Here is an 11,658-nt window from a genome sequence, read left to right as displayed (position 1 = left end):
CATAGTCCTGCAATATCTCCCGATCAACCACGTCGCACCCCGTGCGGGTGCGTGGATTGAAACGATTACTTTATTCAACATGTGCGTTTCCCCCTCGGTCGCACCCCGTGCGGGTGCGTGGATTGAAACCCCAGAAGGTTTAGCGTCTACTATCTGCCTATAGTCGCACCCCGTGCGGGTGCGTGGATTGAAACCTGTTCTTGGATATATAATTTATTTGGTTCAAGTCGCACCCCGTGCGGGTGCGTGGATTGAAACAGGTTGTTAGTGATGTTTTTTTGACCAGTGCTAATGCTATTACCTTAGCCGGGGAAATCGTCAATGTTGATGGCTCTGGCAATCGTGTAGCAGCGAGCATTTCTGGACCCAAAATAATTATTATGATTGTTGGCCTAAATAAAATAACAGATAACTTGAGCGCTGCTCTGGAGCGCAGTCAACGAGTAGCGGCGGAAACAAATGCTCAACGACTTAATACCGCAACTCCATGCAATAGTATGGGAGAGTGTAGTGACTGCGCCAGTCCAGACCGGATCTGTAACATAACCGTAATTCAGCATCGACGACCTGCAGGAAAAAATTTGCAGGGGATTACCATGTGATCATAGTTGGAGAAGAGATTGGTTATTGATGCCCTTATTGCTCATACTAATTTTTAAGTGAGATGGATAAACGGGTCTGAAATAGAATGTAGAAAAAGAGTGTAAAATAGAATAGGGTTAAAGATTAAGCCGACTAGGGTGCATTTTACACCTTGGTCGGCTATATTTGGCTCTCAGTCGGAGAATGCGAGTTGTCAAAATTGTCAGTAAGAAGTGATGTCAGGATTGGGTTTCTTTAAATTGTAATAGCAGTGGATGAGGCATAATATTAAAGTATCAAATAAAGGAGGTTATCAATATGTCGGCAAATGTTAATTCTCTAGTCGGCGGTGGAAAAACAAAAGCCAAGATCCAGAAATTTGGGGGCTTCATGGCTGGGATGGTCATCCCCAACATCGGTGCCATTCTTGCTTGGGGCTTGATCACTATGTTTGTGATTCCCACGGGCTGGAAGCCTGATGCTTATTTGGCCAAATTAGTCGGGCCGATGATTACCTATTTGATCCCACTTCTGATCGGTTATTCGGGAGGTAGTCTGGTCTACAAACAACGGGGTGGAGTCGTCGGTTCCATCGCTACAGCGGGAGTTATTGTGGGAGCCTCAATTCCTATGATGCTGGGAGCCATGATCATGGGGCCCTTCGGCGGCTGGGTAATTAAGAAATTCGACCAACTGACCGAAGATAAAGTGCCCACAGGCTTTGAAATGTTGGTCAGTAACTTTTCTGCTGGAATTTTAGGCGCTCTGTCGGCAATTCTAGCCTATACTGTGATTGAACCCGTAGTACAAGGTTTTTCGTCCATGTTGGGAAGTTTAGCCGTGTCAGTCACAAATGCTGGACTTTTACCCTTAATCGCTATCTTTATTGAACCCGGTAAGATATTATTTTTAAATAACGCGATCAATCATGGTGTTCTCACTCCCTTAGGAATTCAACAAGTTACTGAAACCGGAAAGTCCATCTTCTTCCTCCTAGAATCAGATCCCGGGCCTGGCTTGGGAGTTTTACTGGCTTTCTGGGTCTATGGAAAAGGAATGGTCAAGCAATCGGCTCCAGGTGCTATCATCATTCAATTCTTGGGCGGAATTCATGAAGTCTATTTCCCCTATATTCTGATGAAGCCTTCCCTCCTACTGGCTGTCATCGGCGGCGGAATCTCCGCTGATTTGACATTCGTCTTGACCAAGGCAGGTTTGGTGGCATCTCCTTCTCCGGGCAGTATCTTTGCCGAAATGGCTATGGCCCCTAAAGGCGGGTTTCTGTCGGTTATGTTGGGTATCGCTGTCGGGGCTGTGGTCTCCTTCTTGATCGCCTCTGTCATTTTGAAACGGGATAAAACAATTGTTGACACTGAAGACCTTGCTGGAGCCCAACAACTGGTTTCCCAAATGAAGTCCGAGAGTAAAGGACAAAAATCCAATCAGATGCCCAAACTGATCATCTTTGCCTGTGAAGCAGGTATGGGCTCATCTGCAATGGGAGAGTCTATCCTTAAGAAGAAACTTAAAGATGCTGGCTTGAATATTGAAGTGCGACATTCTGCAGTCAACCAAATTCCTTCGGACGTCGATGTTGTTTTTACTCAGGAAGGGTTAGCTGAGCGTGCAGCACAAGTGGTGCCAAAGGCGGAAATCGTCACGATTAAAAACTTCTTAGACAAAACAGCGTATGAAGAGTATGTCAACAGTTTAAGAAAATAGGTTGTGAGAAATGAGTAATGTAGAACAACTGACGGTTCGTCAAAAGTTCATCATGAACAACCTCGTAGAGAAAGGTCCTCTAACATTAAAGGGCCTTTCTCAACAAATCGATGTCAGTGAGAGGACCATTCTGCGGGAGATATCTGCTTTAAATGACTGGTTGAAACAACACAAGGTTCGTATCTCCGAAAGTGGCGGAATGCTCCATATTGACGGAGTAGAGCGGGATTTGGCTAAAGCAAGGGAGTCGCTGAAAGAAATTCCTCACCTCTGGATGCTGAATCAAGAGCAGCGGCAAGTGCTGATTACAGCCCAACTCCTGCTCGCTGAGGAACCCATTAAATCCGCTTATTTCAGCCATCAATTCAATGTCGTCGAAGGGACGATAGGCTTTTACCTGGATAAAATTAATCATTGGTTACAAGAGAAGAATCTTACCATGGTTCGCAAAAGAGGGTATGGTCTGGAAATTAAGGGGACAGATTGGCAAAAACGGAATGCCTTTGTCGATCTCATATACAGCTACAAACCCCTTAGTGAACTGCTGACTTTTCTTTACGAGGACAATCAAGATTATTTATTAATGGCTTTTTTCAAAGTCACGTTTGGGGAAACGTTAACGTCTTTGACCAAACGCTTGATCGAAGAAATTCATGACAATATTTTTCTGAAAAATGACATTGGGTATTTCAGTGCGTTTATGCATTTACTGTTGGTCTTAAAGCGCACGGAAAGCGGGGAAGCGATCGAAATGCCCGCCCAACTTGTCCAGGAAATTCTCTCCTCGGAGGAATATAACTTTATGAGTGGAGTCCAGGCGATACTGAGCACCCATCAAATCAAGTTGCCTGATGCTGAACTCGCCTACCTTGCTCTGCACTTAAGCGGTGGAAAAAACTTATTTCAGGACGAAAATGAGGCTAAACGACTTGGCTTTGAACTCGAAGATCTGATTCGAGAAGTGATCTATCTCACCGGAAAAAAACTCAATCTGAAAATCTTTTGTGATGAGGTCCTGCTGAGTGGACTGATTCAACATATTAATCCTGCCCTTTATCGCTTGACTATGGGGTTGGAAGTTAGAAATCCAATTATTAATGAGATACGACATTATTATAAACATCTCTATGATGCAGTCGCTTACGCGTGTCGGCATGTTTTCTCAAAGTACAATTTAAGCATACCTGACAATGAAGTTGGTTATATCACCATGCATATTGGTGCGGCTCTTGAACGGCAACAAAGGCAAGAGAAAAAGCTGAGTCTGTTGATCATTTGCCCGAACGGAATTAGTACCGCCAAAATGTTGTTTCGTAAAATCCGCAATGAATTCCCGGATCTTGAAACAATTGAGACGTGTTCCTTACGCGACATGCATGATAAAATCAAAAACGACTATGCTATGGTGGTTTCAACAGTCAAACTAGAGCATATCCATGAACCAGCACTGACCGTGATATCACCGTTTCTTCTGAAAGAAGATATCGATAAAATTAAGACGATGATCCTCAAGTTTAGAAAAAACAGCCTGCTTGAAAAAAATCCTGGACCCATGCCAATAAGCGAACCGGATGAATCTCAACAAGATTTTGACCTAGCTAACACTATGCTCGAGAAGTTTCAGCTTAAGAATCTGTCAGCTAGGACCTACCTCGAAACCATTCAAGGAATTGTGGATGAAATACACGCCTTAGACCTGATTTCTGACAAAAAGAGCATTCAACATCTTATCGCCAAACGTGAGGAAAAAGGAAATGTGATTATCCCGGGACGTCATATTGCCCTCATCCACTTCCGCGCCGAAGAAGTTCCAGCTCCATTTGTGGGGGTATTCCGACTTCCGGAATATATCCAAACTAAGGGGGTTGGGTATCTTCCTGAACGGGTTGACACGTTCTTCGTCATGCTGGCACGCAAGAATGAAAGCAATTATATTCTCGAGCTGCTGGGGAAAATTAGTGTCGCACTGGTAGAAGATGATACTTTGGCCGAGGCATTACGATTCGGAGAATTGCAAGATATACGCAACGAACTAGTTGAGATACTCAATAGGGAGGAAGAGCAGTGAATCTAGATATCTTTAACAAAAATAACATTGAACTTAATGTGGCTCGCGAATCAAAAAATGCTGCCATCCAAAGAGCAGGTGAACTTCTCAAGAAGAATGGGTACGTCCAAGCTGAATATTTGGAGGGAATGGAAAAACGCGAACAGAGTCTGACGACCTATGTCGGTAATGGTGTGGCTATCCCCCACGGTTTACCGGAGTATATTCCGTTTATTCTTAAGTCTGGCTTGGTTTTACTTCAATATCCTCAAGGGATTGATTTCGGAGAAGGTAATACTGCCTATGTTCTGATCGGGATTGCAGGTAAGGATGACGAACACATCGAGCTTCTTTCCGCTATAGCCTTAGTTTGCCAGGAAGAAGAAAATGTCAATCGACTAAAACTCGCTACGAGTAAGCAGGAAGTTCTACAAATTTTGGCTAGTGGTGATGATTAAATGATTAAAACAGTGACCTTGAACGCGGCAATTGATAAAACCGTAGAAGTAAATGATTTCAGAGTAGGGGCCGTTAATCGAATCACTAAGCTTCAATTAGATGCGGGCGGGAAAGGAATCAATGTCTCCAAGGTTATCCAAGCTTTAAATGGAGAAAGTGTTGCTGTAGGCATCTTGGCGGGTCGTAATGGAGAATATATCCAAGCAGAAATCGAGCGCAGAGGCATCTCCCATGATTTTCTGTTTGTTCAAGGGGAGACCCGCATTAACTTAAAAGTAGTCGATCCTATGAACTCCACCTTTACAGATATCAATGAGCCGGGTACTCTCGTCACTGATGAGGAACTGAATCAACTAGAAGGCAAGATTTTTAACGGTCTTGGATCAGATTCTAGTTTAGTTCTGTCCGGCAGTGTTCCCAACTCGGTTTCGTCCTTAATTTATCGACACTGGCTGGAACGGGCCAAACTATTGGGCGTCAAAACATTTCTGGACGCGGATGGAGAATTGCTTCGAGAAGGCCTTAAAGCTAAACCGTTTCTCGTAAAACCGAATCTTCATGAGCTAGAGCGCTTAGTTGGTAAAGACCTTTCTCGCCTTGAAGATGTGGAGGGTGCTGCACGCAACTTGCTTAAGCAAGGGAGCGAAATGATCGTGGTTTCTATGGGGGCAGATGGCGCAATTTTTGCATACCAAGATAAGGTCATTTATGCAGAGGGATTGCCGATTGAAGTCAAAAGCACTGTAGGAGCTGGCGACGCCATGGTGGCGGCCTTAACTCAAGTGACAGAAGGGGAGAATTATCTGGAAAGAGCTGTCCGCTGGTCCGTAGCAACCAGTGCGGCACAAGTGACGACCTCGGGAACCCAACCTCCAGAGTTGAGTAAGGTGTTATACTATTTTGATCGTGTGAACTATCGAGTACTTGCTTGACAGTAAAACTAAGTTAATTTAAATCATGATTCTTGAAGCAATTTAGAGGGGGATAATAATGAAAACTGAAGCGGTGCGTTTATATAATAAAAATGACCTGCGTATGGAAGAATTTGAACTGCCTGAGATAACCGATGAAGAAATACTGGTAGAGGTCATCTCTGATAGTGTCTGTATGTCGACCTATAAAGCGGCAATTTTAGGCAAGAAGCATAAACGGGTTCCCCAAGATGTCGATGTCCATCCGATTATCGTCGGTCATGAGTTCTCAGGCAATATTGTTCAGGTAGGGTCGAAATATAAGGATCAGTTTAAGGCAGGCGACAAGTTCGCTCTGCAGCCAGCTCTGAATTATAAGGGCAGCATGTGGTCTCCGGGCTATTCTTATCGCTATTTTGGCGGGGATGCCACCTATAATGTGATCCCACCCGAAGTCATGGAGTTGGGCTGTTTCCTCAACTATCAAGGGGAAACCTATTATGAAGCCTCATTAGCCGAGCCAATGTCCTGTATTATAGGTGCCTTTCATGCCAGTTATCACACCAGCATGGGAAGTTATGAGCATCGCATGGGTATAGTAGAAGGCGGTAAAATGGCTTTGTTAGCAGCGGCCGGGCCGATGGGCTTAGGGGCGATTGATTATGCCCTGCATGCGGAGCGGCGGCCTGCACTCTTAGTAGTTACTGATGTTGATGAAGAGAAAATTGCCCGGGCCCGTCTGATTTTCACAGCTGCAGAGGCCAAGGAATGCGGAGTAGAACTGGTTTTTGTCAACACTCAAGGGGTAGAAGATGTTCCGGCACATTTGCGGGCGTTGACCGGAGATACCGGTTTTGATGACGTCTTTGTTTTCACGCCGATTAAACCAGTAGTAGAGCAGGGTGACCAGATTCTAGGTCGTGACGGCTGTCTTAACTTTTTTGCAGGACCTACTGATCCAAACTTCGGAGCGGAATTAAATCTGTATAACGTCCACTACGGTTCGACTCATATCATGGGAACAACGGGTGGGAATACGGCGGATCTACTAGAGTCTCTGAAGCTCACGGAAGAGAAAAAAATTAATCCGGCTGTCATGGTTACACATATTGGCGGGCTGGATTCTGTAGCTGAGACGGTTTTAAACCTACCCCACATTCCTGGCGGGAAAAAGCTAATTTACACGCATATCAAAATGGAATTAACAGCAATCGTTGAATTTGCTGAAAAGGGCGTCTCAGAGCCGCATTTTGCACGGCTTGCAGAAATCGTCAGCAACAATAAGGGCTTATGGTGTGCAGAGGCTGAAAGCTATCTACTCAAGTATTGGAGGTAGAATAATGATTGCTCGAGAACTAACCATTAATAACAAATCAGGACTCCATGCTCGTCCAGCTTCTTTGTGGGTCCAGGCAGCAAGCCGTTTTCAGAGTAAAGTTCGAATCAAGCGTGGCGAAGCCATCGTGGATGGCAAGAGCATTTTAGGGATTCTTTCCTTGGGCTTATCATCCGGCAGTGTTATTGAGCTTTTGGTTGAAGGGGACGATGAAGCCGAAGCTGCATTATCCCTGGAAGAATTAATGCACGACTTGGAAAACCAGGATAGGTAGGTAATATATGATGGAAGAAATGATTTGGCGGGGTTTAGGAGTCTCAGGAGGACGATCTGCTGGTAAGACCTGGTATTTAGAAGAGTACGAAGCGGAAGTTCAAGAAGAAAACCCAAAAAATAGTTCAGTCGATGAAGAAATTGAGCGATTGCAACAAGCAATTATCCTCACAGAACAAAACTTAACCCAACTTGAAGCTAAGGTGAAAGCGGAGCGGGGTGAGGCTTTAGCGCAAATTTTTGGGGCGCATAAACTATTATTGAGTGATCCGGCGTTTATAGGTGAGGCGCTACTTCGTTTACAAAAAGGTCACTTAAGCGCGGAACAAGCTCTCCAGGAAGTAGCGGGTGAAGCAATTCGGATGTTGCGCAGTTTAGACGATCCCTATTTTCAAGAACGTGCCGTGGATGTCCAGGATGTGTTGGTCCAATTGCTTCAAAATCTGCGGGGATCACAAGGTAATAGCTCTGATTTGTTCCCGGAAACAGGAAATTATGTCATACTAGCAGACGAATTGACACCTGCCCAAACGATTGCCTTGCCCAAGGAGCGAGTTTTAGGCTTTGTTGTGCGTAAGGGGGGTAAAACTTCCCATGCTGCCATATTAGCTCGCACTTATGGTATACCAGCTCTGGTAGGAGTTGCAGAAGGCTGGGAGGAATTAAAGAATCAGAGTTGGGTAGAAATCGACGGAGAGGCAGGTTGGGTCCGACAAACTCCTGAAGGGCACACTTTGTCAGCTAATATGGAGGGGATGGAAGAGGAAACCTCCTTGGCAAGCGGGCTTCTTGGAGAACTGATCTTAGCTGCTAATGTAGGTAGTCCCGATGACTTAGCATTTGTGAAGAAGTTCAAAGCGCAAGGGGTAGGGTTGTACCGCACTGAATTCCTTTTTATGGGAGATACTCTTCCGACCGAAGAGGAGCAAGTGCAGGCTTACCAGCAGGTGATTTCTTCCTGTGCACCCGACCTAACTGTGATCAGAACCTTAGATATCGGAGGAGATAAAAGGGCGCCTGCCCTACAGCTTCCTCAGGAAAAAAATCCTTTTTTAGGAGTTCGGGCACTTCGTCTCACCTTACGTCGTCCAGAACTTTTCCGTCAACAACTCAGGGCCATCTGGCGCGCAGCTGCTGCGGGTCCAACGGCGATTATGTTTCCTATGATCGCGACTCTTGAAGAACTCTTTCAGGCGAAGGAAATTCTTAATCTGTCCCGTGAAGAGGTTGTCCAAGCGGGTTATCCAGTTGGAGAGCTCGAGGTAGGAATGATGATTGAGATTCCATCAGCTGCCTGGATGGCCAATAAGTTTGCTTCTGAAGTAGACTTTTTCTCGATCGGGACGAACGATTTGACCCAATATATGCTCGCTGTGGATCGGGAGAATAATGAATTAGCTGAACTTTATCAGCCCTATCATCCCGCAGTTCTGGGAATGATCGCCCGAGTCAGTCAAGCTGGTCTCCAAGCGGGGGTCTGGACTGGGGTATGCGGTGAGGCGGGTGGAGATGCACTGTTAGCACCATTTTTTGCTGCCGTCGGCATCAAAGAACTTAGCATGGCTCCCGGCTCATTACCCAAAGTCCGACACGCTTTGGCGAGCTTAGATTTGAAGCTGGATGAAAAAATAAGCTTGGTGGACTCAGTCTTGGCCTGTGCAACTGCCTCAGAGGTTAAAGAAGTGTTAGGAAAGGTTACGCCTATAGCGTAATAAACAGAGACAGGTGGAGTTGGATGCTGACAATCGACCAGTTAGTAGAGGAGTTTGATTTTAAAGTACTCGCTGGACAAGCGGGCTTGGGCAGGCTTGTTACAGATTTCAGTCTTAAGCGACCTAGCGCAGAACTGGTTGGTTATCTGACTTATCTCCCCCCGCAGAGAATCCAGGTCTACGGACGAACAGAACTCGGTCTCCTACAACAACTCGCGGATGAAATTCGTTATGATAACCTTTCCAAGGTCATGGTACCAGAGGTCCCCTGTATCATCGTCACGCGTGGCTTGCCGATCCCGCCGGAGTTTATTCAACTCGCGGAAGAGCGGAGTATCCCCTTGCTGCTGACCCAACGTTCTACGACCCAACTCTATTATCTGCTCATCCATTTCCTGGCGAATCGTCTGGCACCTAGCACATTAATTCACGGGGTGCTTGTGGATGTCTATGGAATGGGCGTGCTGATCACCGGAGATAGCGGGATCGGGAAGAGCGAAACCGCTTTGGAATTGATTCGAAGCGGACATTTGTTAGTCGCTGATGATGCTGTAGAGGTGCATCGAGTCGATGAAGAGAATCTGCGTGGCAGAGCACCTCAGACGATCCGTCATCTCCTTGAAGTGCGGGGGTTGGGTATCTTGGATGTGACTCAGTTGTTTGGCGCTGGCGCAGTACGCGAAGAACAGGAACTACACCTACTTGTGAAATTAGAGGAATGGGAAGAAGGAAAGTATTACGACCGTTTAGGGCTGGACTCTCCGCAAACTTCTACGATTTTGGGTATTTCTGTCCCGATAGTGACTATTCCGGTTCGGCCTGGACGGCATCTAGCATCGATTATTGAAGTAGCAGTCATGCAACATCGCTTGAGAAGTGCGAAATTGTAATATACAAGTGAGCTTAAAAAGAGAATCTGCTTACTTGAAGTTGAAAAAGAACCTGACATAAACTGCCGGATTACGATCTGGCAGTTTATTCTTCCTAAAACGCTTGAATTTTGTTATAAGGGAGGAATCTTTAGAGAAGATGGAGAATATTACTTTAATTTCGTACTTATAAAATGCTATGATATATAATGAAGGCTCTACCAAAAGCCAACTTATTGGCAATTCTTTTAAATGCGCTAACACAGTTCAAAAAAGTCGAGTTAGATCACATTAGGAGTAGGTTAATGATGCATTTAGAGAAAAGAGCATGAATGATATGGAGCAAAAAACTGAGGCAAACAACCCTGTATATTCAAAGGGAGAGAATCAACCTTTACTGCTGGTTCTTAATGATGACCCCGTTTTGCGTTTGTTTCTCAAATATTACTTTGAGAAACAAAATGGGATGATTATTATGGAATTGAACAGTCAAATGGAGGCCTTAGAATATTTCTATAAAGAATACCCTAATTGTGTAATCGTGAACGGAAGTTTTATTTCGAAGATGGGGATCCATGTATTTGAGAGTTTCTCACATCTCTGCCAAGAGAACTATATTCCAATCTTGATAACGTTGGATAAAGACAATTTAGCCCTCCGTAAGGAATGCATCACTTTGGCAGATGATGTTATGGTTTACTCTAACAAACTTGATGATTTAGTCATCAGGGTTATTTATCACCTAAAGAAACGAAGCAGAATCATGGACCAGATTCTAATCGATCCTATGACCGGAGTTAAAAACGAAAAATTCCTTGCGCAGGAAGTAGAACGTCAGATTAAAGACATGAAACGCTCCTATGAGCAGTTCTCCATGGTCTATGCTCAATTAGATGATCTCTCTGCCGTCCAGAAAACCTATGGCTACGCTTTTGGACATCAGATAGTGAAGGAATTTAGGGGGTTTTATCCAAAATAGCATCCGCCCTTCAGATTCAATATTCGGATACCAAAATGAAGGATTCGTCATCGTTCTTCCGAAAACAGTAAAAGTAGACGCTGGGAAATTGATGAATCGGTTAATCAAACGATTCGCCGAACTTAGATTCCAGACATCTGAGGGAGAGATCAGCCTTACTTTTTCGGTAAAAGTAGTAGACTTTGTGGATCCTTCCCAGTCAGTACAGCAATGTATTTCGTTGATGTCATTTCCTAAGAATCAGGCTACTGCAGACAATAAGGCGATTGTGGTGGATGGGACAACTGATGTTGCCTCTTCCACACTGAGAAAACTAAAAATCGGAATTATTGATGACGATAGGTTAATCCGCGAACTATTGAAGAATCAATTAAAGGATATTGAAGTTCCAGATTACGAGGTGGAGATCAAAGCGTTTTCGGATGGAGAGGAGTTTTTTAACGATCCTTGGCACCGTCAAAATGAACGATTTCTTCTTATCATAGACAGAATCATGCCGAAGATGGACGGTTTGGAGGTGCTGGAGAAAATACGAACGCAATACGACAGACGAAGATATCTGTGCCTGATGTTGACCAGCAGAGATTCCGAAGCGGATATAACGCTGGCTATTCAAAGGGGCGCCAATGACTATATGATAAAGCCGTTCAGTATGAAAGAACTTCGAGCTCGAATAAAACGGTTAATCCGGGGTTTGCTATGATTAGAATATATTTAATCCTAGTCTCCCTTTTCTTATTTCTGCTCATTTTAATGATTTATGTCTAT

The 11,658-nt window shown here is 44.7% G+C and carries 11 protein-coding genes; all 11 read left to right on the top strand.

The features are described from left to right. The first annotated feature begins 251 nt into the window (after positions 1-251). The 11 genes from UF75_RS21650 to UF75_RS21600 all read left to right on the top strand — a co-directional run bounded on the left by UF75_RS21650 (position 252) and on the right by UF75_RS21600 (position 11,593). Positions 252-602: an LUD domain-containing protein gene (locus UF75_RS21650; protein ID WP_052693516.1), complete on the top strand. Its 351-nt coding sequence runs from the start codon at positions 252-254 to the stop codon at positions 600-602. 298 nt (positions 603-900) lie between these two features. Further along, positions 901-2,304 (top strand): PTS mannitol transporter subunit IICB, encoded by a 1,404-nt coding sequence (locus UF75_RS21645; protein WP_045576633.1) that lies wholly within the window; start codon positions 901-903, stop codon positions 2,302-2,304. Between the two features lie 10 nt (positions 2,305-2,314). Beyond that, on the top strand, positions 2,315-4,372 hold the full coding sequence (locus UF75_RS21640; protein ID WP_045576632.1) for a BglG family transcription antiterminator: 2,058 nt from the start codon (positions 2,315-2,317) through the stop codon (positions 4,370-4,372). After that, positions 4,369-4,809 carry a PTS sugar transporter subunit IIA gene (locus tag UF75_RS21635; protein WP_045576631.1) on the top strand — a complete coding sequence of 147 codons (441 nt, stop codon included), beginning with the start codon at positions 4,369-4,371 and terminating at the stop codon, positions 4,807-4,809. The genes UF75_RS21640 and UF75_RS21635 overlap by 4 nt, the downstream gene beginning before the upstream one ends. Further along, positions 4,810-5,742, top strand: coding sequence for a 1-phosphofructokinase (gene pfkB / locus UF75_RS21630; RefSeq protein ID WP_045576630.1), 933 nt, complete (start codon positions 4,810-4,812; stop codon positions 5,740-5,742). A gap of 58 nt (positions 5,743-5,800) precedes the next feature. Next, positions 5,801-7,057 carry a zinc-binding dehydrogenase gene (locus UF75_RS21625; RefSeq protein ID WP_045576629.1) on the top strand — a complete coding sequence of 419 codons (1,257 nt, stop codon included), beginning with the start codon at positions 5,801-5,803 and terminating at the stop codon, positions 7,055-7,057. A 4-nt stretch (positions 7,058-7,061) separates the two neighbouring features. Further along, positions 7,062-7,331: an HPr family phosphocarrier protein gene (locus UF75_RS21620; RefSeq protein WP_045576628.1), complete on the top strand. Its 270-nt coding sequence runs from the start codon at positions 7,062-7,064 to the stop codon at positions 7,329-7,331. Between the two features lie 7 nt (positions 7,332-7,338). Further along, positions 7,339-9,042 (top strand): phosphoenolpyruvate--protein phosphotransferase, encoded by a 1,704-nt coding sequence (ptsP, locus tag UF75_RS21615; protein ID WP_242860377.1) that lies wholly within the window; start codon positions 7,339-7,341, stop codon positions 9,040-9,042. Between the two features lie 23 nt (positions 9,043-9,065). Continuing rightward, positions 9,066-9,932, top strand: coding sequence for an HPr(Ser) kinase/phosphatase (gene hprK, locus UF75_RS21610; RefSeq protein ID WP_045576627.1), 867 nt, complete (start codon positions 9,066-9,068; stop codon positions 9,930-9,932). A gap of 307 nt (positions 9,933-10,239) precedes the next feature. Beyond that, a complete protein-coding gene (locus UF75_RS21605; RefSeq protein WP_045576626.1) occupies positions 10,240-10,890 on the top strand; it encodes a diguanylate cyclase in 651 nt (216 codons plus the stop codon). A gap of 91 nt (positions 10,891-10,981) precedes the next feature. Continuing rightward, positions 10,982-11,593 (top strand): response regulator transcription factor, encoded by a 612-nt coding sequence (locus UF75_RS21600; RefSeq protein ID WP_045576625.1) that lies wholly within the window; start codon positions 10,982-10,984, stop codon positions 11,591-11,593. The last annotated feature ends 65 nt before the right edge of the window (positions 11,594-11,658 follow it).

Origin of the sequence: Desulfosporosinus sp. I2 (assembly GCF_000960765.1) — a bacterium.
GTDB lineage: Bacteria > Bacillota > Desulfitobacteriia > Desulfitobacteriales > Desulfitobacteriaceae > Desulfosporosinus.
This window is presented reverse-complemented; position numbering and strand designations above follow the sequence as displayed.

Excerpts from the sequence above, each read along its gene's own strand:
- UF75_RS21605 (WP_045576626.1), top strand. The coding sequence starts at position 10,240 with ATGAATGATATGGAGCAAAAAACTGAGGCAAACAACCCTGTATATTCA.
- UF75_RS21620 (WP_045576628.1), top strand. The coding sequence starts at position 7,062 with ATGATTGCTCGAGAACTAACCATTAATAACAAATCAGGACTCCATGCT.
- UF75_RS21600 (WP_045576625.1), top strand. The coding sequence starts at position 10,982 with ATGAATCGGTTAATCAAACGATTCGCCGAACTTAGATTCCAGACATCT.
- UF75_RS21640 (WP_045576632.1), top strand. The coding sequence starts at position 2,315 with ATGAGTAATGTAGAACAACTGACGGTTCGTCAAAAGTTCATCATGAAC.
- pfkB (WP_045576630.1), top strand. The coding sequence starts at position 4,810 with ATGATTAAAACAGTGACCTTGAACGCGGCAATTGATAAAACCGTAGAA.
- ptsP (WP_242860377.1), top strand. The coding sequence starts at position 7,339 with ATGATGGAAGAAATGATTTGGCGGGGTTTAGGAGTCTCAGGAGGACGA.
- UF75_RS21625 (WP_045576629.1), top strand. The coding sequence starts at position 5,801 with ATGAAAACTGAAGCGGTGCGTTTATATAATAAAAATGACCTGCGTATG.
- UF75_RS21645 (WP_045576633.1), top strand. The coding sequence starts at position 901 with ATGTCGGCAAATGTTAATTCTCTAGTCGGCGGTGGAAAAACAAAAGCC.
- hprK (WP_045576627.1), top strand. The coding sequence starts at position 9,066 with ATGCTGACAATCGACCAGTTAGTAGAGGAGTTTGATTTTAAAGTACTC.